Origin of the sequence: Methylomicrobium sp. Wu6, from assembly GCF_035916875.1 — a bacterium.
In the GTDB taxonomy this organism is placed as follows: domain Bacteria; phylum Pseudomonadota; class Gammaproteobacteria; order Methylococcales; family Methylomonadaceae; genus Methylomicrobium.
Genome location: NZ_JAXUHN010000072.1, coordinates 45728 through 66832 on the forward strand (window position 1 = coordinate 45728; position 21105 = coordinate 66832).

At 53.9% G+C, this 21105-nt stretch carries 19 protein-coding genes; 12 read left to right on the forward strand and 7 right to left on the reverse strand.

Going from position 1 to position 21105, the window contains the following annotated elements; translation table 11 throughout:
- Positions 1 to 2 precede the first annotated feature (2 nt).
- The 3 genes from U2W12_RS09450 (at position 3) to glpK (ending at position 4657) form a co-directional block, all read left to right on the forward strand.
- Positions 3 to 1919 carry a helix-hairpin-helix domain-containing protein gene (locus U2W12_RS09450; protein WP_326500427.1) on the forward strand — a complete coding sequence of 639 codons (1917 nt, stop codon included), beginning with the start codon at positions 3 to 5 and terminating at the stop codon, positions 1917 to 1919.
- A 130-nt stretch (positions 1920 to 2049) separates the two neighbouring features.
- Entirely contained in the window at positions 2050 to 3168 is a 1119-nt protein-coding gene (locus U2W12_RS09455) for a diguanylate cyclase (RefSeq protein ID WP_326500428.1), read from the forward strand.
- 4 nt (positions 3169 to 3172) lie between these two features.
- A complete protein-coding gene (glpK, locus tag U2W12_RS09460; RefSeq protein ID WP_326500429.1) occupies positions 3173 to 4657 on the forward strand; it encodes a glycerol kinase GlpK in 1485 nt (494 codons plus the stop codon).
- Between the two features lie 15 nt (positions 4658 to 4672).
- On the opposite strand, the gene U2W12_RS09465 is transcribed toward glpK, so the two are convergent.
- The 5 genes from U2W12_RS09465 to lptF all read right to left on the reverse strand — a co-directional run bounded on the left by U2W12_RS09465 (position 4673) and on the right by lptF (position 8273).
- On the reverse strand, positions 4673 to 4888 hold the full coding sequence (locus U2W12_RS09465; RefSeq protein ID WP_326500430.1) for a hypothetical protein: 216 nt from the start codon (positions 4886 to 4888) through the stop codon (positions 4673 to 4675).
- Entirely contained in the window at positions 4885 to 5097 is a 213-nt protein-coding gene (locus U2W12_RS09470) for a DUF4177 domain-containing protein (RefSeq protein WP_326500431.1), read from the reverse strand. Before U2W12_RS09470 ends, U2W12_RS09465 begins: the two co-directional genes overlap by 4 nt.
- A gap of 264 nt (positions 5098 to 5361) precedes the next feature.
- Positions 5362 to 5886, reverse strand: coding sequence for a DUF1097 domain-containing protein (locus U2W12_RS09475; protein WP_326500432.1), 525 nt, complete (start codon positions 5884 to 5886; stop codon positions 5362 to 5364).
- 159 nt (positions 5887 to 6045) lie between these two features.
- Positions 6046 to 7116, reverse strand: a complete 1071-nt coding sequence (gene lptG, locus U2W12_RS09480; protein WP_326500433.1) for an LPS export ABC transporter permease LptG — start codon at positions 7114 to 7116, stop codon at positions 6046 to 6048.
- Entirely contained in the window at positions 7113 to 8273 is a 1161-nt protein-coding gene (lptF, locus tag U2W12_RS09485; protein ID WP_326500434.1) for an LPS export ABC transporter permease LptF, read from the reverse strand. Before lptF ends, lptG begins: the two co-directional genes overlap by 4 nt.
- A 104-nt stretch (positions 8274 to 8377) precedes the next feature.
- Between lptF and U2W12_RS09490 the strand changes: the two genes are divergently transcribed.
- From U2W12_RS09490 to yacG, 9 genes are all read left to right on the forward strand, one after another.
- On the forward strand, positions 8378 to 9865 hold the full coding sequence (locus tag U2W12_RS09490; RefSeq protein WP_326500435.1) for a leucyl aminopeptidase: 1488 nt from the start codon (positions 8378 to 8380) through the stop codon (positions 9863 to 9865).
- An 18-nt stretch (positions 9866 to 9883) separates the two neighbouring features.
- A complete protein-coding gene (locus U2W12_RS09495) occupies positions 9884 to 10312 on the forward strand; it encodes a DNA polymerase III subunit chi (protein WP_326500436.1) in 429 nt (142 codons plus the stop codon).
- A gap of 52 nt (positions 10313 to 10364) precedes the next feature.
- Positions 10365 to 13160 (forward strand): valine--tRNA ligase, encoded by a 2796-nt coding sequence (locus U2W12_RS09500; protein ID WP_326500437.1) that lies wholly within the window; start codon positions 10365 to 10367, stop codon positions 13158 to 13160.
- 110 nt (positions 13161 to 13270) lie between these two features.
- The gene (gene pilB / locus U2W12_RS09505; protein WP_326500438.1) at positions 13271 to 14983 is read left to right on the forward strand and encodes a type IV-A pilus assembly ATPase PilB; all 1713 of its coding nucleotides are present in this window, start codon (positions 13271 to 13273) and stop codon (positions 14981 to 14983) included.
- 5 nt (positions 14984 to 14988) lie between these two features.
- Positions 14989 to 16209 carry a type II secretion system F family protein gene (locus U2W12_RS09510; RefSeq protein ID WP_326500439.1) on the forward strand — a complete coding sequence of 407 codons (1221 nt, stop codon included), beginning with the start codon at positions 14989 to 14991 and terminating at the stop codon, positions 16207 to 16209.
- Between the two features lie 59 nt (positions 16210 to 16268).
- Positions 16269 to 17159: an A24 family peptidase gene (locus U2W12_RS09515; protein WP_326500440.1), complete on the forward strand. Its 891-nt coding sequence runs from the start codon at positions 16269 to 16271 to the stop codon at positions 17157 to 17159.
- A gap of 12 nt (positions 17160 to 17171) precedes the next feature.
- A complete protein-coding gene (gene coaE, locus U2W12_RS09520; protein ID WP_326500441.1) occupies positions 17172 to 17804 on the forward strand; it encodes a dephospho-CoA kinase in 633 nt (210 codons plus the stop codon).
- Positions 17782 to 18555, forward strand: a complete 774-nt coding sequence (zapD, locus tag U2W12_RS09525; protein ID WP_326500442.1) for a cell division protein ZapD — start codon at positions 17782 to 17784, stop codon at positions 18553 to 18555. The genes coaE and zapD overlap by 23 nt, the downstream gene beginning before the upstream one ends.
- On the forward strand, positions 18552 to 18761 hold the full coding sequence (gene yacG / locus U2W12_RS09530) for a DNA gyrase inhibitor YacG (protein WP_326500443.1): 210 nt from the start codon (positions 18552 to 18554) through the stop codon (positions 18759 to 18761). Before zapD ends, yacG begins: the two co-directional genes overlap by 4 nt.
- Positions 18762 to 18776: 15 nt before the next feature.
- On the opposite strand, the gene U2W12_RS09535 is transcribed toward yacG, so the two are convergent.
- Both U2W12_RS09535 and argJ read right to left on the reverse strand, forming a co-directional pair.
- Positions 18777 to 19727, reverse strand: a complete 951-nt coding sequence (locus U2W12_RS09535) for a Nudix family hydrolase (protein ID WP_326500444.1) — start codon at positions 19725 to 19727, stop codon at positions 18777 to 18779.
- A 25-nt stretch (positions 19728 to 19752) separates the two neighbouring features.
- Positions 19753 to 20967: a bifunctional glutamate N-acetyltransferase/amino-acid acetyltransferase ArgJ gene (gene argJ, locus U2W12_RS09540; protein WP_326500445.1), complete on the reverse strand. Its 1215-nt coding sequence runs from the start codon at positions 20965 to 20967 to the stop codon at positions 19753 to 19755.
- Between the last annotated feature and the right edge of the window lie 138 nt (positions 20968 to 21105).

Consider the following 21105-nt stretch of genomic DNA (forward strand, 5'->3'; position numbering starts at 1 on the left):
GGATGACAGTAGCAACCGCGGCTAAGATTGCCGCAGAAGCGCAGCCTAACATGCTGTCCGATGCCGAATTGTTGGCGTTTTTGCAGCTCTGCAACGACAGCTATCGGCGCGGTAAACCGATTATTTCGGACTATTTGTACGATTTTGTTTTTCTTGAGGAGCTTAAGAAACGAAATCCTGAGCATTCTTTTCTGAGGGTATATCCTTCCTATGCTTTCCTGACTCAAATAGAACCCGAAAAAGCGTTTGCCGGCAAAACGGTCAAGTTGCCCAAGCTGATGCTCTCGACCGAGAAGACTTATTCGAAGGACGGCATCGAAAAATGGCTGCAGCGGATCGAAAAGGCAGCTGAAGAATTGGGGAGGGAGTTTTCCAAACTGATTTTTCGCGCGACACCGAAACTCGACGGTTACGCAGCTTATGATGATGGGAAAATCCTCTATACGCGAGGCGATGGCCGCAAGGGCACCGACATCAGCCGGGTGTTCGAGCGCGGCCTGATCGTTGGTGGCAATGGTAAGCGCGGGCAGGGCGCCGGCGAGATCGTGGTCAGCAAAAGTTACTTCAATCAGCATCTGGCCGATTTTTTCGAAAACGCGCGTAATTTTCAGGCCAGCATCATCAAGGAAAAGGAGCTTGAAGAGCACGCGCTGGCGGCGATACAAAACCATGCCGCGGTATTCTTTCCGTTTGCGCAACTGCCGGCTTGGCAAGGCTCGCCCCGGGAAATTCTGGATCATTTCGAAAATATCATCGATAAGGTGCGGGTGAAGGTCGATTATGATGTGGACGGTGTGATCTTTGAAGTAGAAGATGATCAGATCAAAAACTTCATGGGTGCGACCCGCCACCATCACCGCTGGCAGATTGCCTATAAAAGCAATGCCGAAACCGCGGTCGTCAAGGTATTGCGCGTGACGCCGCAAACATCGCGCTCGGGCAGGGTCAATCCGGTCGCCGAACTGGAGCCGACCAAATTGAGCGGTGCGGTGATTTCGCGAGCGACCGCGCATCATTACAAAATGGTCAGGGAAATGGGTATCGGCGAAGGCACGGTGATCGAGTTGACCCGCTCGGGCGAGGTAATTCCGAAGATCGAGCGCGTGATCATTCCCAGGACACCGCAAATTCCAGGCGTCTGCCCGAGTTGCGGCACCGAACTGGTATGGGACAGCGATTATTTGTACTGTCCGAATACCGTGCAATGCCCCGCGCAAATCGAAAACACAATCGAGCATTTTTTCAGAACGCTGCGTAATATCGACGGTTTCGGCGAGAAGACGATCGAAAAACTGCATGCCGCCGGCATCCGCTCGGTCTATCAAATCTATCAACTGGATGCAGAGCGTTTGCAGGCACTCGGTTTTGGAGAAAAAATCTCGCAAAATCTGCTCGATCAACTGTTACGCAGCCGCACTGAACCGCTCGAAGATTGGCGCTTTCTCGGCGCCTTCGGCATTTACCGGATGGGTCTTGGCAATTGCGAACGGCTGTTGCAGAATTTTCCCTTGCTCGCAATCTTCGATCTGACTTTGAACGACATTGTTTCGATAGAAGGCTTTGCAGAAAAAACCGGAGAAGCAGTAATTTCAAGTCTCGCGAAAATTAAGACTGATTTCATGCGCATTCATGCGCTCGGATTCAATCTGCTCAGGACGCCGTTGCGCAGCGAGCAGGCACAATCGGTCAGCCCGATCGCTGGCAAAACAATCGTCTTCACCGGCGCGATGCGGCACGGCACCCGCGAGGACATGACTCGTGAAGCAAAGCGGCTCGGCGCGAAGGTCGGCAGTTCGGTCAGCGGCAAGACCGATTTTCTGGTTACCGGCGACGATGTCGGCGCGGCGAAGATCAATGCGGCGCAGGAAAAAGGCGTCAAGGTGATCAGCGAGGCGGAATACTTGAAAATACTTAAATAAATCTTATTTACAGATTAGTATGGCATGAAATAAACTTCTAGCGAAGTGGGAGAATAATCGGCTAAAAATTCAACACGATACTTATGACAACCTGCGAACTTGGTGTGGAGAGATTATGTTGGAAAATGACTTGACAACAGATTTGATCGTACTGGAAAGCCACATCAGTAGCCTGTTCGATACTGTTAGGAAAAGCAGTTTGATGTTTAAGGACTTTCAGTCGTTTGAAATGCGCTTGTTCAGTCTGAACTCACTGGCGGATATGATCGGGTATTTTCTCGACAACGCGAAAGCGGTTTTCGATCTCGATCAGGTCACGCTCTGTTTACATGATGAGTACGGTGACTTCAGCCGAATACTCGGCGAAGAGTCTTGCAATCTAAGCGATAAGCAAGGCATGGTTCTGCTTTGCGACAAGGATTTATTGAAAGCGAAATTCGGCTACATGGCTCACTCCTATGTGGGCTCTTTCGATCTGGAGCATTTCGGGCATTTTTTTACTCCTCTTCTTGAGGCGTCTCCCTCGAGTATCGCTATAATCCCATTGTACCGGCGTGGTCGATATTTTGGAACGCTGAATTTGGGTAGCTGTCTGTCGGACCGTTTTTCCTGCACGAAAACGACCGATTTTATCGCATACCTGGGCATGGTCATCGGTATCTGCTTCGAAAACCATCTCAATCTCGAAACGATCCGACGCACCAGCTATATCGATACGCTGACTGGCGTCAATAATCGGCGCTTTCTCGAACAGAGGATCGGCGAGGAACTCGACCGTTGCCAGAGAAACGACGACCCTTTGACCTGTCTTTTTCTGGACATAGACTATTTCAAATCGGTCAATGACAAGTACGGTCATCAGGTGGGGAACAAAGTTTTGTCGACCGTCGCCAAAACAATCAAAAGTCAGCTAAGAAACAACGATGTGCTGGTCCGATACGGCGGCGAGGAATTCATTGCGCTATTGACCAATATCAACCAATCCAAAGGTTTTGAAATTGCCGAACGGATTCGTAGAAACGTACAATCGCTAAAGATTACTTTTAACGAAACCACGGTACCGGTCACCTTGTCGATAGGTTTATCCACTTATCAGTCCGATCGAAAACATCCGATGACGACCGCGGAGGCTGCGGCGCGTTTGATCGACACGGCCGATTCGGCAATGTATCAAGCCAAAAATAAGGGCCGTAACCGAATCGAATGTACTGAAATAGCGTTGGATCGGCCGCTTGCACTGAATGGGTGAAACCATGCGCTATGTGATGGCCATCGATCAAGGCACCAGCAGTTCGCGATGCATGCTTTACGATCTTGACGGCAATACGCAGGCCGTTGCCCAGCGAGAAATCAGGCAAATTTTTCCGGAGCCCGGCTGGGTCGAACATGATCCCGAGGAAATCTGGCAAACCCAGGCCGCGGTATGCCTGGACGCGATGCGGCAACTGAATCTTCAACCGGCCGATATTGCCGGGATAGGCATCACTAATCAGCGCGAAACGGTCGTCGTTTGGGACAGAAAAAACGGCAAGCCAATCTACAATGCGATCGTATGGCAGGACCGGCGCACCACCGAACATTGCGCGCGGCTGAAAGCTGCCGGCTGTGAACAAAACGTGCAGGTTAAAACCGGCTTGCTGCTTGATCCGTATTTCTCCGCGACCAAGATTCGCTGGATTCTCGAGCATGTGGACGGCGCGTTAGACAAAGCTCGGCAAGGCGAACTGGCATTCGGAACCATCGACTCCTGGCTAGTCTGGAAGATGACGCGGGGTGAACTGCATATCACCGACGTTACGAATGCTTCGAGAACCTTGCTGTTCAATATCGATACCTTGAATTGGGATCAGGAATTGCTGGATTTGTTCGAAATTCCGGCCGCGATGCTGCCTGAGGTCAAATCGTCGAGCGAATGCTATGGCTTGATGCGTGATCCCTTGATCGGCGAAGGCATCCCGATCGCCGCTATCGTCGGCGACCAGCAGGCATCATTGTTCGGACAATTGTGCGTGGAGCCGGGTATGGCCAAATGCACCTACGGTACCGGATCTTTTCTGGTCATGAATACAGGTTCCGAAAAAATCGTATCGAACCATCGACTGCTGACTACGATTGCCTGGAAGATTGGCGAGAGGATCGACTATGCGCTGGAAGGCAGCGTTTTTGTCGCTGGCGCGGCGATCCAGTGGCTGCGCGACGAACTGCATTTGTTCGCGGATGCAGGCGACAGTGAAAATCTCGCGGCATCGGTCAGCGACAATGGGGGCGTTTATTTCGTACCTGCCTTTACCGGGCTCGGCGCGCCTTTTTGGGACCCTGCCGCGCGCGGCGCGATCTTTGGCCTAACCCGCGGCACAACCGCGGCGCATATCGCCCGCGCCGCACTTGAAAGCGTGGCATTTCAGGTGGATGACATCTTACGAATTCTAGCCGCGGACAGCGGCAGGCCGATCAGTCAATTACGTGTTGACGGCGGCGTCGCGGCCAATCAATTCCTCGTCCAATTTCAAAGTGATATTTCCGCGCTCAAAGTTGTGCGTCCTGCGTATCTCGAAACGACTGCGTTGGGCGCGGCCTATCTTGCGGGTATTGCCGTGGGTGTCTGGACTTTAGAAGAGCTTGCCAATAGATGGCGCGCCGATCGCTTTTTTCATGGAACAATGCCGGTAGAAGAAATCGAATCGCACGAAAAACAGTGGCGGAAGGCGGTAGAAAGAGTCAGAAATTGGGCTGAGTAAAATAAAAAAGGACGGCTAGCTATCGATATAACCGTTATCCTTCATTTTTTTCTCCTCAATATACTCGCGCCTCACCAGAGAAACACCCAGCACAACGACAAATAGTGCGCCGGCGGTCACCGTCAATTTCCAGAATATTTCCCCGCTCAACAGATCGAACCATAATTGCAGCAGCGCGACGAAGACCCAGGCAACGAAAATGCCCAGACAGGTAATTGCGCCGGTTCTCATCGATCCCGCTCCATGATGACCAAATAAGCTTCGCGGCGCCAAAGCAGCAGCATGCGGCGGATGTCTTTTTCCATCGTGACCACGCGCCAACCTTGCAGCGCGTTACTATTCAAAAACTCGCTGAACCGGATCGGATCGACTTTCGACGCGCCGAGCAGCAGGGAGCCGATCAGGCCTTCCTGATAAATCACGACTTTATATTCTTTCATTCTGTCTCCAATTGCATCGTTCAAAGGGCCGAGCATTATCATAAGTCGTGGGGGGCTTGGCAGCGTGGCGTATAATCAAAATTCCCTCGTGACATCCCGAAAATCTCTGGCACAGAATATTTTTCATTTTTGAAAAAGCAGGATTTTTACTTCGCAAAACCTGCTGAGGGTCGCGATTTGCGGCGTTCCCAATTTAGCCGCGCCTGTTCCGACCATGTTTCCGCCTCGAAAAGTCGAGGTGGAGTTCGCCAAATTCTTAACTGTTTATTGTGTTGTCGTCCATTTTTCGGCCAATTGCGCGGAAAGCTTGCCGAGATAAACTCCGATCACGATCGAAACCGAAATCACTACGAGCGGATTGTTGAACGAAATGCCGAGCAAAACATCCTTCGTCATTTTATCCGGCGTTTGCAACAGATAGGCAAAGGTCATCGAATAGCCGAACACGCTGGCCGGGATCGCGGACAGTTGCGGAATACTGGCGGCGAGACACATCACGATTACCGCAACGGTTACGGTCAAGGCCGCCATCAGCGGAAATCCGAGCACTGCATCGGAGGGCACATTCAGAAGCAGGAAAGCAGTGATCCAGGCCATCACGACGCCGAAAATGCTGCATATAATCGCGCCCTTGAAGGCCGTTTCATTGGCGCCGAGTGCGAAATACGTGGCCCAAGGAATCGTCGCTGCCCAGATGAAAAAGTATCCGTTGAGGGGGCCTACCGCAAAGAATGTCGCGGCGCCCGCCAGAATGCCAATGCTGAAGGAAAGTGCTGTGAGTTTGTTCATACGTGTGATTCCAAAAAACGCCTCGAAGGGATGATGTCAGCGGATTTGATAGGGGAGGCGATCCGATCAGAATCCAAACGGTGTCTTAATAGTTCAGACGAAACTGCCGCCTAACACCGATGTTACCAGAAATTCCCGGTCAGTTAAATTAGCGAAAAGTCAGGTATAACTGCGCCGCAAGGTCAAGTAAGCCACTATGAAAGTGAGTAGACTCGGCAACAGTGCGATAAAAGGGGCGTTGAGTTCATAAATAAGCCCCAAATGCCCGACTATTTTGTCGAGTATGTTGAATCCCAAGCCGATGATCACGCCGAGGATCATCCGTGCGCCGACGCTGATGCCGCGTCTGACGCCGATCACGAATGGCGCCGAAATCATCAACATCACAAAGGTCACGAAGGGATTGATCAGGCGTCCCCATAAGGCCAACTCGAACACCTGGGATTTTTGATGATTGTGCTTCAGGAAGTCGACATATTTGGCCAATTCGAGTATCGACAGATTGTCCGGGCTGACCACGGTAATGTTCAGAATGTCCGGCGCGATCGAAGAGGTCAGGCGTTGTTCGGAGAAGGCGGCCGCCTGCATCTTTTCCTTAGAAATGTCCGATTGCCGGATCTGTTTCAGTTGCCATTGTTTGTTGCCCAAGAAGCTGGCCCGGTCCGCGTGCAACTCGCTCTGTAGCCGGTTGCGCTCATTCAGCGTATATATGCTGATGTCGGCCAGATCGCCATTGTCCTCGATCTTGCGCACATTGATGAATTTATTGTTTTCGCGCAGCCAGATACCGTACAGCGAATGCATCGGAGTCAGGTTGTGCTGGGCTGTCGACTTGATCAGTTGCGCCTTGCGCTCGGCGATCGGCGCGACATACTCGCCGACAACTATCGAAATGATCACCAGGATCGCGCCGGCGGTCATCACCGCGCGAATGATGCCGGGCACCGATAAACCGGCCGCCTGCATCGCAATCAGTTCCCGGTTGTTGGCCATCGCACCGAGGATGAAAAGACTGCCGAGTAGAGCCGAGGCGGGCACCAGTTCGTAGAACACCCGCGGAGAGGTTAGGGCAAGGTATAAGCCGATTTCTTTCAGTCCATAACTGCCTTTGCCCAAATCCTTCATCTCGTCGGTAAAGGTGAACAGATTGAACAGAGTCAAAAGGAACACAATCGCCAGAAATGAGCCTTTCAGGATTTCTTTGGCCATATAGCTAGTCAATACGTTCATTGGGATCTTAATTCCTTCATTTTGAACATCAGCCACTTCCAGCCGAAAAACCGGGCCAGATAGATCAGGCCGATCAATATCAGCAATCCATACACACTGGTCGGGCCGAGCCAGGGCGCAATCTTCGCGTTCATGACCCAGGCCTGGCTGACGCGTTCGAGGTTGCCGTAAATAAAAAAGATCAGAAAGCCGGTCAGGATATTGCCGTAAACGCCGCCGCGAGGAGATAACTGGGCCAGGGGAACGGCAATGAAGCTAAGCAGGAGGGCGCCTAACGGAATCGCGAGGCGCCGCTGCAGCTCGGCGATGTCGGGCAGTTTGTCCGAACCCCACAGCTGGCGGCTAGGCGCCGCTTCGCGTACCTCGCGTGCAAGAGCTTCCTTGCCCTCGATTCTGACCGCGTATTCGGCAAATTCTTCGATCACATGATTCAGCTCGCCGGGGTGCCCCTGAATGCGCTCGCCCTGTTCCAATATCATGTAGCGGCCGTCCGGCAAATCCTCCAGGCGGCCGGATTCGGCATTCACGATGGCGAGAGTCCCGCCGTGCTTCTGCCGATGCTGTACAAAGACCTTGTACATTTTTTTATCCTTGTCAATGTCCTCGACATAAAACACCAGATCGCCGCCGCTGTATTCGCTGAATTTGCCGGGCGCGATGCCGCGGATATCGGCGGTTTGTTTGTCCTTGCTGATCAATTGTTCCGTCATCGCTTCCGCCCAGGGCGCGGCATAGAGCGACAGGCCGGCGGCGGCAAGGCTCATTGGAATCACGAATTGAAACACCGAACGGTAAATCGCGCCGGCGCCGGCGCCGGCGGATTGTATCGCGGACATTTCCTGATCGCGGTACATGCGGCCCAGCACCATTAATACCGCCATGAAGGTGGCGGCAGGCAAAAACGACACGCCGGCGACGATCGTTTTTAGGCCGAGAATCTTGAGCAGCGCATCATTCGAAATCTGCCCATCGATCGCCTGGTCGAGCACCTTGATGAATTTACGGCTGACGATAATCACCACGATCACCGACCAGACCGACAGCATCGTTTTGAGCAAGTCTTCCGAGATCATCCTGTCCAGCACGCCAAACAGTTGCCGGCGTACCGCATAATTGCCTTGCGGCCAATTTGCCTCCAAGCGCGTCTCCTCAATCATATTCGTGATAAGTGGTGTATAATCGCTGCAAATTTTGACCCGCGCGGACTCTGTTTTCCGGCGCGGAAGACGACCCGAAAGCGATTAGGTAGAAAGAAAAAGCCATGGATTATTTTATAGAAAGTGCGCCCATAGAAAAACTGCAATGTGATTGTATCGTTGTCGGCATCTATCAGGATGGCCTGCTGACGCCTGCTGCGGCCGCACTCGACAACTTGACCCACGGGCTTGTCAAGAAAATAGTCGAACGCGGCGATCTTTCCGGCAAGAACGGCGAAACGGTGCTGGTCAATGCGTTGCCCGAGTGCGGCATCGAGCGGCTGCTGCTCGCCGGACTCGGAAAAAAAGACGCCCTGTCGGCCAAAACCTATCGCAAGGCCTTGGCGTCCGCGGCCAATGGACTCAAAAAGACGATCGTCAAATCGGTCGTTTGCTGTCTTGCTGAAGCCGAGGTCAGAGGCGCCGATTTGACCTGGAAGACGCGGCAGATCGTCGAAGTCTTCAACGATTCAGTTTATCAGTTTACCCAGTTGAAAGCCGAAAAGGAAGCCGATTCGAAACTGCAACGCATCGCGATTACCGCTTCGGCTAGCGAGTTTAGCCAAGCACAGTCCGGTTTGACGCAGGGCAAGGCGATTGCGGCGGCGATGGATTTGACCAAGTTGCTCGGCGATTTGCCCGGCAATGTCTGCACGCCTTCCTATCTAGCTGAACAGGCCCTGGAGCTCGGCCGCTTCGACAAATTGACTGTGAATATCCTCGAGGAAGCCGAAATGGAGGCATTAGGCATGGGGTCTTTGCTGTCGGTCTCGCGCGGCAGCCGGCAACCGGCCAAATTGATCGTGCTGGATTATCAGGGCGGCGAGCGCAACAGCAAACCGGTCGTGCTGATCGGCAAGGGCCTGACCTTCGACGCGGGCGGCATTTCGCTGAAGCCGGCGCTCGGCATGGATGAAATGAAATACGACATGTGCGGCGGCGCGACCGTCCTAGGCGTGCTGCAGGCCGCCGCCGAAATGGAGCTACCGCTGAACGTGATCGGCCTGGTGCCGTCTTCCGAAAATTTGCCGGACGGCGATGCGAACAAGCCGGGCGACATCGTGACCAGCCTATCCGGCAAGACGATCGAAATTTTGAATACCGATGCGGAAGGCCGGCTGCTTCTCTGCGATACCCTGACCTATGCGGAACGCTTCAATCCGGACGTGGTGATCGACATGGCGACCCTGACCGGCGCCTGCCTGGTCGCGCTCGGTCGCGTGCCGAGCGGTTTGCTCGGTAATGATGACGATTTGTGCAATGACCTCATCGCAGCGAGCGAAACCGCGGTCGACTGCGTCTGGCGCTTGCCACTCTGGGAAGAATATCAGGAATTGCTGAAGTCGCCGTTTGCGGACATGGCCAATGTCGGCGGCAAGGATGCGGGCACGATTACCGCCGCCTGTTTCCTCGCGCGCTTCGCCGAAAACTTCCGCTGGGCGCATTTGGACATCGCCGGCACGGCCTGGCGCACCGGTTCTAACAAAGGCGCGACCGGCCGGCCGGTACCGCTGCTGTGCCAGTATCTGATCAACCGCAGCCAAAAGGCCTAGATCTATATTTCAGGATCGATGCCCGAAGTTACGTTCTATGTGCTGGCTTCCGACGCCGAACCACAGCGCTTGCTGTTCGCCTGCAGACTGGTCGAAAAGGTTTACCGTAGCGGCAGCTATTGCTATGTGCTGACCGATAACGATGCCCAGGCTGAGCGGCTCGATGATTTGCTGTGGACTTTCCGGGCGGGCAGTTTCATTCCCCATCAACGCTATGAAGGGGAATTGCCCGCCGTCGACAACGTGATTTTGATTGGTTCTCTCGTGCCGCCGGAGCGTTGGCAAGGGGTGATCATCAACCTGTCCATGCAAGGGCCGCAGCAGATCGATCGGGCTGAACGCATCCTGGAAATTATCGACGACAATCCCGAAATTAAAGCGGAAGGCAGACTGCGTTACCGCCGCTATCAACAGTCCGGCATCGCGGTCGTCACCCACGACATTTGACTCCGCCTCCGTAACTGATCCCATTTTTTGCTTCGTAAATCATAACTCGTTAATGGATAAAACATACGCCCCTCACGCAATCGAACAACGCTGGTATAACACCTGGGAAGAAAGCGGCTATTTCGCGGCCGAACCCGAAGGCGAATCCTACTGCATCATGATTCCGCCGCCGAATGTGACCGGCAGCCTGCACATGGGGCATGCGTTTCAGGACACGATCATGGACGCCTTGATCCGTTACCACCGAATGCAGGGCCAAAGTACCTTATGGCAGGTCGGCACCGACCATGCCGGCATCGCGACGCAGATGGTCGTCGAACGCCTGTGCAATGCCGAGGGCAAAACCCGTCACGATTACGGGCGCGAGAAATTCGTCGAGCGGATCTGGCAATGGAAGGAAGAGTCAGGCGGCATGATCACCCGACAACTGCGCCGGATGGGCTCGTCGGTCGATTGGAGCCGGGAACGGTTTACGATGGATCAGGGCATGTCCGATGCTGTGCAGGAAGTGTTCGTTCGACTTTATGAGGAAGGCCTGATTTACCGCGGTAAGCGCCTGGTCAATTGGGACCCGGTGCTGCATACCGCGGTTTCCGACCTCGAAGTGCTTTCGGAGGAAGAAAACGGCTCGATGTGGCATATCCGCTATCCGTTGTCGAACGGGCAGGGGCATTTGATCGTCGCGACCACGCGACCTGAAACCTTGCTCGGCGACGCGGCGGTCGCGATCCATTCCGGCGACGAGCGCTATAAACACCTGCTCGGCGAATTTCTGGAACTGCCGTTGACCGGGCGCAAGATTCCGTTGATTGCGGACGACTATGTCGATCCCGAATTCGGCACCGGTTGCGTGAAGATCACGCCGGCGCACGATTTCAACGACTACGAAGTCTGGAACCGGCACCGGGCGAACACGGTAATCCAGAACCTGCCGCACGGCGGCCTGATCAACATCTTCACCCGCGATGCAAGCGTTGCGGATGATGAGCTGATTCCGGAAAAATACCGCGGCCTGGACCGCTTCGAGGCGCGCAAGCAGATCGTCGCGGACCTCGAAGCGCAAGGCTTACTCGAAAAGATCGCCGACCACAAGCTGATGGTGCCGCGCGGCGACCGCACCGGCGCGGTGATCGAGCCGTTCCTGACCGATCAATGGTATGTCAGGGTGGCGCCGCTCGCAGGGCCCGCGATCGAGGCGGTCGAGAACGGCGACATCAAGTTCGTGCCGGACAACTGGAAAAACACCTATTTCGAGTGGATGCGCAACATCCAGGACTGGTGCATCTCCCGGCAGATCTGGTGGGGGCACCGGATTCCGGCCTGGTATGACGAGGCCGGCAATACCTATGTCGGCCGCTCCGAACAGGCGGTCCGCGAGCAGCATCATCTGCCGGCGGATTATCCGCTGCGCCAGGACGAAGACGTGCTGGATACCTGGTTCTCGTCGGCGTTGTGGCCGTTCTCAACCCTGGGCTGGCCGGAGCAAACTCCGGAGCTGGCGCGCCATTATCCGACCAGTGTCTTGGTCACCGGCTTCGACATCATTTTCTTCTGGGTGGCCCGGATGATCATGATGGGACTGAAATTCCAAGGCCAGGTGCCGTTCAAGGAAGTTTACATCCACGGCCTGGTGCGCGACGCGGAAGGCCAGAAAATGTCCAAATCGAAAGGCAACGTGCTCGATCCGATCGACATCATCGACGGCATCGACCTCGAGAGCCTGGTCGCGAAACGGATTTCGGGCATGATGCAGCCGCATCTGGCGAAAAAAATCGAGCAGGCGACGCGTAAGCAGTTTCCGGACGGCATTGCGTCGTTCGGCACCGATGCATTACGCTTCACCTTTGCATCGCTGGCCTCGACCGGGCGCGACATTCGTTTCGATCTGGCGCGGACCGAAGGCTACCGGAACTTCTGCAACAAACTCTGGAATGCGGCGCGTTTTGTATTGATGAACACCGAGGGACAGGATAACGGCTTATCGGGCGAGCCTTGCCGGTTGACGCAGGTCGACCGCTGGATTCTTGCCCGGCTGAATCAAGTGACCGAATCGACTCGCCACGCGATCGACAACTACCGCTTCGACCTGGCCGCGCAGGCGATCTACGAATTCATCTGGAATGAATTCTGCGACTGGTATCTGGAACTGGCGAAGATTTCGCTGCAAGCGGACGATTCGGCTTTGCAGCGCGGCACGCGCAAGACCTTGGTCACGGTGCTCGAAACTTCACTGCGGCTCGCGCATCCAATCATTCCGTTCATCACTGAGGAAATCTGGCAGCGGGTCGCGCCGCTGGCCGGCATCAAGGACGAGACTATCATGCTGCAGCCGTATCCGGCCGTAGACCCTGCGCGGGCCGACAGCGCGGCGGTCGCCGAAGTCGACTGGGTGATGAATTTCATCCTCGGCGTGCGCCGGATTCGCGGCGAGATGAACATCGCGCCGGGCAAGCCGCTAGCGCTGTTGCTGCAAAACGGCAGCGAGCAGGATAAGGCATTTTTTGCGAACAGCAGCATCTATTTGCATAAGCTCGGGCGTCTCGAATCGGCCATCTGGCTGGCCGATTCGGATGCCGCGCCGGAATCGGCGATCGCGTTGGTCGGCGGTTTGAAAATCCTGATCCCGATGGCGGGCCTGATCGACAAGGATGCCGAACTGGCGCGCCTGGACAAGGAAATTCAAAAAATTCAGAAGGATCTGCCGCGCGTTGAAGGCAAGTTGAACAATCCTGACTTTGTAAACAAGGCACCGGCCGAGGTATTGAAGAAAGAGGAACAAAAACTGGCTGAACTGCGCTCGTCCTTGGACAATCTCGAACAGCAGCGCCGGAAAATTCAAGCTTTGTAAGATGAGTCGATTTGTGACATAGAATCGCTTTCTTTTTCGCGTCTGCCTTGCAGTTGCTGGCCGATCATCTATATTAGGTATCAAACTCTCTTTGGATGTTCACACTAGCGATGGCTACACCGACAATCGAATTTCACTTTAGCGGCATTGCCAAATGCCTGATACAGAATGGTTTGCTTTCGGAAGGCGAGGCACGAACCCATATTCAGGAAGCGGGAAAAAAGCAAGTTTCTCTGGTCAGTTATCTGGTAGCCAATAAATTGGTCAGCGGCAGAACCATTGCGTCTGCCGCTTCCGCCGAATTCGGCGTTCCTTTCTTCGATCTGGATGCGATTGATTTAAAAACGCTGCCTGTCAAATTGATCAATGAAAAATCGATCCGCAAACATCAAGTCTTGCCTCTGTTCGCTCGCGGCAAAACTATTTTCATTGCGGTAGCCGACCCGACAAACCAACAGCCGTTTGACGAAATCAAGTTTCAAAGCCGGTTGCATCCCGAAAGCATCGTAGTCGAGGAAGATAAGCTGATCAAGGCGATTGAAATCGCGCTAGAGGCTCCCGATACGTCGATGACCGCTTTGCTCGATGAAGACCTCGATAATCTGGCGATTTCCAACGTTGAAGACGAAGCCGCAAAAAACGAAGCAAATTCGGATATCGATGACGCGCCGATTGTCCGCTTCGTCAATAAAATTCTGCTTGACTCAGTTAAAAAAGGCGCTTCCGATATTCATTTCGAGCCCTACGAAAAAAACTTCCGTATCCGTTTCCGCACCGACGGCATGCTGCATGAGGTCGCCAGCCCTCCGGCCTCGGTAGCCACCAAAATCATTTCCCGTATCAAGGTGATGTCCAGGCTCGATATCGCCGAACGCCGGGTGCCCCAGGACGGGCGGATCAAATTGGTCGTGTCCAAGCACCGTACGCTGGATTTCCGAGTCAATACCTGTCCGACCCTGTTTGGCGAAAAAGTGGTCATGCGTCTTCTCGATCCGACCAGCGCGCAATTGGGTATCGAAAAGCTCGGTTTCGAACCCGATCAACAAAACCTTTTCCTGGAAGCGATTAACCGTCCCTATGGACTGGTGCTGGTCACCGGGCCCACCGGCAGCGGCAAGACCGTGTCGCTGTACACCGGGCTGAATATACTGAACACAATCGAACGCAATATATCGACCGCGGAAGATCCGGTCGAAATTACCGTAGAAGGCATCAATCAAGTCAATATGAACGTGAAGGCCGGCTTGACCTTCGCCGGCGCTTTGCGCGCCTTTCTGCGCCAGGACCCGGACGTGATCATGGTCGGCGAGATTCGCGACCTCGAAACCGCCGAGATCGCGATCAAAGCCGCACAAACCGGCCACTTGGTGCTTTCCACCCTGCATACAAACGATGCGCCGCAAACCTTGAACCGCTTGATGCAGATGGGGATTCCCGCGTTCAATATCGTGTCATCGATCAATCTGATCATGGCGCAGCGGCTGGCGAGACGCTTATGCCAGCATTGTAAAGAGCCCGCCGATTATCCGGAAAGCCTGCTGATTTCGACCGGATTCAGGAAAGAAGAATTGAAAACCCTGCAAATCTATAACCCCGTGGGTTGCGAGCACTGTACTAACGGTTACAAGGGCCGGGTCGGTATCTATCAGGTAATGACGCTGAGCGAAAACATGCGCAGATTGATTCTGGAAGGAGGTAACGCGATGCAGTTGGCCGAGCAGGCCAAGGCGGAGGGCATCAACGATTTGCGGGCTTCCGGTCTGAACAAGGTGCGTCAGGGCGTCACCAGTATTGAAGAAATTGACCGGGTTACCAAGGAATAAATAAAATGGCACAACAAGCTGAACAAATCGATTTTCTTTGGGACGGCGTCGATAAGGCCGGCAATAAAATCAAAAAACGTCCCATTGCGGCGCTTAGCGTGACGATCGCCAAAGCCGATTTAAAACGTCAAGGCTATCGCGTCCTGAAAATCAAGAAAAAACCGAAACCCTTATTCAAGAAAGTCCAAAAAATAACGCCGGCCGATATTGCTGTGTTTGCGAGGCAACTCGCGACGATGCTCGGGGCTGGCGTGCCCCTGGTTCAGTCTTTCGATATCATCGGCAAGGGCCATGAGAATCCGAGCATGCAGGAGATGCTGTTGTCGATCAAGGCCAGCATCGAAGGCGGCAACACCCTGGCGCAAGCCTTGCGCGAAAAATCGTTGTATTTCGATGAATTGTTCTGCAATTTGGTTGAATCGGGCGAACAGGCGGGGGTATTGGAGGCCCTGCTCGATAAAATTGCGACTTACAAAGAAAAGACCGAATCGATCAAGAAGAAGATCAAGAAAGCGCTAACCTACCCGATCGCGGTCATCGTCGTCGCGGTGATTGTGACGACCATCCTGCTGATGTTCGTGGTGCCGGTGTTCGAAGATCTGTTCAAAAGCTTCGGCGCGGATTTGCCGGCTTTTACGCAAATGTTCATCAATATGTCGAAGTGGCTCAGAAGCTGGTGGTGGATACTGTTCGGAACGATCGGCGGCGTCGTTTATAGCTTTTTTTACTTCCAAAAACGTTCCTATGCCTTTAACCACTACCTGGATAGAACCTTGCTGAAGGTGCCGGTCGTCGGGATGATTCTGAATAAATCGGCGATCGCGCGCTTCGCCAGAACCTTGTCGACGATGTCGACGGCCGGGGTGCCGCTCGTCGAGGCCCTGGAGTCGGTTGCCGGCGCTTGTGGTAATATAGTCTACGCCGAAGCGGTCATGAAGATGCGCGAGGAAGTCGCAACCGGGCAGCGACTGCAGTTTGCGATGCAGCAAACCAGTTTGTTCCCGCACATGGTTCAGCAAATGGTCGCGATCGGCGAAGAATCCGGTTCGATGGATGCGATGCTCGCCAAGGTCGCGGATTTTTATGAAGAAGAAGTCGACAATTTGATCGACAATTTGAGTAGCCTGATGGAGCCTTTGATCATGGCCATCCTCGGCGTATTGGTCGGAAGCCTTTTGATCGCGATGTATCTGCCTATTTTCAAGTTAGGAGCTGCGATCGGCTGAACCGTATTGCGGTTTGTCGATACCCTCATCAACGATACGGAAATATTGATTTATATTACATGACAGTACTGAGCGATTTTTTACCTTATATCGTTTTTATCATTGGCCTGATGGTCGGCAGTTTTCTGAATGTGGTAATCTACCGGCTGCCGATCATGATGTACCTGGGGTGGCGCAAGGAATGCATCGAATTTTTGGAGCTTACGCCGGAGGCCGTGCCGGCGGCGCAAAGCGTCGGAAAGGTGCAATTAACTGAGGAAGAGCCTTTTGATCTGGTGCTGCCTTTATCGCGCTGCTCGTCATGCAAGACGCCGATCAAGCCCTATCAAAATATCCCAGTGTTGAGCTATCTGTTTTTGAAAGGCAAGTGTGCGCATTGCGGCGCCGGCATATCCTGGCGTTATCCCGCGATCGAACTGTTCACCGCCGTACTGTCCGCCGTGGTCGCCTGGCATTTCGGCTACACTCTGCAAACCTTTTTCGCGCTCTTTTTGACCTGGTCTCTGATCGCCTTGAGTTTTATCGATATAGATCATCATCTGTTGCCCGATTCGATCACTCTGCCGGTGCTGTGGGTCGGTGTGTTACTCAGCTTGTTCGGAATCTATACCGATGCGCATTCCAGCATCATTGGCGCGGCTGCCGGCTATAGCTCGCTCTGGATTGTATTTCATCTATTTAAACTGGCTACCGGCAAGGAAGGGATGGGATTTGGCGACTTTAAACTGTTGGCTGTGTTCGGTGCCTGGCTTGGATGGCAAAGTCTGCCTGCGATCATTCTGCTTTCCACGTTGACCGGCGCCGTGTTCGGCATCGCTTCGATCATTTTCGCAAAACGCGATCATACCGCGCCGATCCCGTTCGGGCCCTATCTGGCTATTGCCGGCTGGATTGCGCTGCTATGGGGCGATACTATCAATCGCCTCTATCTCGGCTCGGTTGGTCTTTGATAGCTCTTCATCATGCTAAAAGTGGGACTGACAGGCGGCATCGGCTGTGGCAAAACGACAATCGCGAATCTGTTTGCCGGCATGGGCGTTCCAATCCTCGATGCCGATCAGGTCGGGCGTGAATTAACCGAAAAGGGTCAGCCGGCTCTGGATCGAATTCGTGAAGAATTCGGCCCGCAAGTCTTGAATTCTGACGGTTCACTCGATCGTTGCCGCCTCAAGCAAATTATTTTTGCCGATGCCACGCAAAAACTTAAACTTGAAGCCATTCTGCACCCCTTGATTTTTGCGGCTTTAATCGCAAAGACCGGACAGTTGGACTCACCTTACTGCATCATTAGTATTCCGCTATTATTCGAAACCAAAATGGAGTCGATCGTCGATCGGATTCTTGTCGTGGATTGCCCGCTCGAATTGCAAATTGACCGCGTCAAGAAAAGAGACAAGCTGACCATTGAGATCGTCAAATCGATCATCGGCAGTCAGGTTACCCGGGATTATCGCCGCTCACATGCGGACGACCTGTTGAACAATGCGCAAGCCGACAATACACTTGCAGAACAAGTCAAAAAACTGCACAATTTATACATCTATTTAAGCGCCTGTCAGCATCAACTTACCTGTGACCAACAAAATCACTTATGAATTCCCTCTCAACGAGCGTATCCGGGTTTTCATTAGGCTCGAACAGCTTTTTAAACAATTCAATCATTTTGCAACCGGGGTGTCCGTTTGGGACAAACGTGCGGCGTTGAATGTGTTGCTGGATATCATGTCGATCTTCAGCCGCAACGATTTGAAGTCGGAACTTCTCAAAGAACTGGATCGCCAAGGCAAAGCTCTGAGCAGGCTTTCCCATAGCCAGGGCGTTGATATCGAAAAACTGGATCAGTTACTCAAAAGTGTGAGCCAGATTAGCAAGAACCTTTACGCGTCGAGCGGCAAAATCGGCGTCCACGTAATGGAAAGCGATCTGTTTCAAAGCATCGCGCAACGCAGTTCGATTCCCGGCGGCACCTGTTCTTTCGATTTACCCGAGTTTCATTACTGGTTGGAACAAGACGAGTCGATCCGCTTGAAAGACCTGCAACAATGGAGCATTCCATTCAATGACATCAGAAATGCGATCGATCTGACCCTGAATCTGATTCGCAATAGCAGCCATGATAGGCAAGAAAGCGCCACGGCCGGCTTTTTTCAGATTTCCCTGGATCGCAGCCAGCCGTATCAGCTGTTGAAAGTCAGCCTGGATAAGCAACTGTGTTATTTTGCCGAGATTAGCGGCGGCAAGCATCGATGTACCATACGTTTCATGGAACCTTCCCATGACGAAAAACGTCCTGTGCAAAGCCGCGACGACGTACCTTTCACCTTATCTTGCTGCCAGTTCGGATGACAGCAAAACGCGCGCCATTGATAGTCAAGTGTCCGGTTTGCAGGCGTTCGGTGGCATGGACAGCGGATTATCCGTTCAAGCCGTTCTGTTCCGAACGCTGTAAATTAATCGATTTGGGTGCCTGGGCCGCCGAAGAAAACCGGATTTCCGAAGAGTTGCACAATGATGATACGGGGGAAACGGAAGATAGCTCGGCATACTACTAACCAAACTCGGTTAAGCTAGCCGATGAATGCCCTGATCCCGGCGATGCCTTGTGCGCCGGCAAGGCGGGCCGCATTCAGGTCTTCCTTTGTCAAGCCACCCAAGGCATACACCGGAATGTTGATTTGTCCGGCCAGGGCGGCGAATCCATCCCAACCCAGGGCGGCGGCCTCCGGATGAGTAAGGGTCGGCAACACGGGCGCCAGAACCGCAAAATCAGCGCCGATGCTTTGGGCATGTTCGAGTTCCGAAAGCGTGTGACACGAAGCGCCGACCCATTGGCAACCAGATGGCCGTTTCCGCAAAGAGAGCAAATCGTTGGAGGTCAAGTGCAGACCGTCGACTGTTGCGTTGCCGAAATTCACCGCGGAGTTGATCAATAGAACTGTATCATGTTCGCGGCAAAGCGGGTAAGCTGCGGACAAAAACTCAACGATACGGGCGCGTGATGAGGTTTTCAGACGCGCCTGAATCAGTTTGATTCCGTTTGCCAGTAGTTTATGCAAATCATGCATCGGATCGCTGTTAACTTGATCGTCGAGGATTGCATAATAAGGCGGGAGCAGGGCGGCGGTTACGACCGGCCGATTGGCGGCAGGGAAGGTGAAATTGCCCAGGCTGTCTGGCTCGACCCAAAGAATAGGCTGGCCCTGGCAGCCCTTTGGGATGCCGGAAAACCGATCGACTAAAAATACCCGCAAGGTGACGGCTCGATCGGGATAATGATGATTGATCGTTATCAAGGGCGCCGCCGTATTCACTTCGAGATCCAGTTCTTCCTTGAGTTCTCTGAACAATCCCTGTTCGGGCGTTTCGCCTGCTTCGATCTTGCCTCCCGGAAACTCCCATAAGCCGCCTTGATGCAAGGATTCATCGCGCTTGGCGATCAATATTTTGCCGTCCGTGCTTTTGATCACTCCGACAGCGACTTGCAAGGCTTTGGGCTCTGCTTTTTGCAAATGACTCACTTGGATTCCGAATGCCGGATGCCGGTCAGGTCCTATATTCCGCATTGATCCGGACATAGTCGTAGGAGAAATCGCAGGTCAACACTTCCTGACGGGCATCGCCCCGGCCCAATTTGACCGTCACGCGGATTTCTTCGCGGTCCATCACCTGTTGTCCCGCTTCCTCGGTGTAGTCGTCGGCGCGTCCGCCTTCACGGACGATGCAGACGTCGTCCAGAAAGATCCGAATGTTTTCCAGCACCATGTTGTCGACGCCGGCGCGTCCGACCGCAGCCAGAATGCGTCCCCAGTTCGGGTCGCTCGCGAAAAATGCGGTCTTGACCAGGGGCGAATGCGCGATCGTTTTCGCGACGCGGACCGCTTCTTCATCGCTTTGCGCTTCCTCGACCACGATGCGCATCAGTTTGGTCGCGCCCTCGCCGTCCCGGACGATCGCTTCGGCCAGGCGCTTGCACACATCCAGCAAGGCATCGGCGAAGCGAGTGTAATGTTCGCTATCCGGCAAAATTTCCGGAGCGGCGGAAAGCCCGCTGGCCATCACGACCAGCGCGTCATTGGTCGAGGTGTCGCCGTCGACCGTGATCCGGTTGAAGGACAGTTCGGCGGCGCGCTTAAGGCATTGCTGCAACAAGGCGCTGCCGATCTTCGCGTCGGTGCCGATGAACGACAGCATCGTCGCCATGTTCGGCTGGATCATGCCGGCACCCTTGGCGATGCCGTTGAAAGTGATCGTCCGGCCGTCGATCTCCAGGGTTTGACTGACGCCCTTCGGAAACGTATCGGTCGTCATGATCGCCTTGGCGGCCTTGTTCCAGCTTGCAGGATTGAGATTGCGCACCGCATCGGGCAAGGCAGAGCCGATCTTATCGATTGGCAGCGGCTGGCCGATGACGCCGGTCGAAAACGGCAACACCTGTCCGGCGGAGCCGCCGGTAAGCTGCGCCAGGAGTTCGCAGGAGGTCAGCGCATCCTGCAGGCCTTGCCTGCCGGTGCCCGCGTTCGCGTTGCCGGAATTAATCAGCAGCCAGCGTGGCTTCGATGCCAAATGGTCTCGGGCGACCTGCACCGGCGCGGCGCAGAAGGCATTCTGCGTAAATACCGCGGCGCAGCTGCCTTGTTCGGCCATCTCAAACACCAACAGATCGTCCCTGACCGTCTGCTTGATGCCCGCGCAAACGGTGCCCAAACGAATGCCGGGAATCTCCGGCATGATCGGAAAATCGCAGCGACCTACCGCCATCGTGTATTCCTCGTAAATGAAAGTAAATATCCCCCGGCAAAGCCGGGGGCTTTATGTTGTGAACCGCTCAAAGCGGTACGTGGGGTCGCTAACGCGGCCCCAGTTCAATAGCCGCCTAAAGGCGGCTTTCAGTTCCAA

Excerpts from the sequence above, each read along its gene's own strand:
- U2W12_RS09465 (WP_326500430.1), bottom strand. The coding sequence starts at position 4,888 with ATGAGAACCGGCGCAATTACCTGTCTGGGCATTTTCGTTGCCTGGGTC.
- U2W12_RS09500 (WP_326500437.1), top strand. The coding sequence starts at position 10,365 with ATGGATAAAACATACGCCCCTCACGCAATCGAACAACGCTGGTATAAC.
- U2W12_RS09470 (WP_326500431.1), bottom strand. The coding sequence starts at position 5,097 with ATGAAAGAATATAAAGTCGTGATTTATCAGGAAGGCCTGATCGGCTCC.
- U2W12_RS09490 (WP_326500435.1), top strand. The coding sequence starts at position 8,378 with ATGGATTATTTTATAGAAAGTGCGCCCATAGAAAAACTGCAATGTGAT.
- coaE (WP_326500441.1), top strand. The coding sequence starts at position 17,172 with ATGCTAAAAGTGGGACTGACAGGCGGCATCGGCTGTGGCAAAACGACA.
- lptG (WP_326500433.1), bottom strand. The coding sequence starts at position 7,116 with ATGAACGTATTGACTAGCTATATGGCCAAAGAAATCCTGAAAGGCTCA.
- pilB (WP_326500438.1), top strand. The coding sequence starts at position 13,271 with ATGGCTACACCGACAATCGAATTTCACTTTAGCGGCATTGCCAAATGC.
- U2W12_RS09475 (WP_326500432.1), bottom strand. The coding sequence starts at position 5,886 with ATGAACAAACTCACAGCACTTTCCTTCAGCATTGGCATTCTGGCGGGC.
- yacG (WP_326500443.1), top strand. The coding sequence starts at position 18,552 with ATGACAGCAAAACGCGCGCCATTGATAGTCAAGTGTCCGGTTTGCAGG.
- argJ (WP_326500445.1), bottom strand. The coding sequence starts at position 20,967 with ATGGCGGTAGGTCGCTGCGATTTTCCGATCATGCCGGAGATTCCCGGC.
- U2W12_RS09450 (WP_326500427.1), top strand. The coding sequence starts at position 3 with ATGACAGTAGCAACCGCGGCTAAGATTGCCGCAGAAGCGCAGCCTAAC.
- U2W12_RS09515 (WP_326500440.1), top strand. The coding sequence starts at position 16,269 with ATGACAGTACTGAGCGATTTTTTACCTTATATCGTTTTTATCATTGGC.
- U2W12_RS09510 (WP_326500439.1), top strand. The coding sequence starts at position 14,989 with ATGGCACAACAAGCTGAACAAATCGATTTTCTTTGGGACGGCGTCGAT.
- U2W12_RS09495 (WP_326500436.1), top strand. The coding sequence starts at position 9,884 with ATGCCCGAAGTTACGTTCTATGTGCTGGCTTCCGACGCCGAACCACAG.
- glpK (WP_326500429.1), top strand. The coding sequence starts at position 3,173 with ATGCGCTATGTGATGGCCATCGATCAAGGCACCAGCAGTTCGCGATGC.
- lptF (WP_326500434.1), bottom strand. The coding sequence starts at position 8,273 with ATGATTGAGGAGACGCGCTTGGAGGCAAATTGGCCGCAAGGCAATTAT.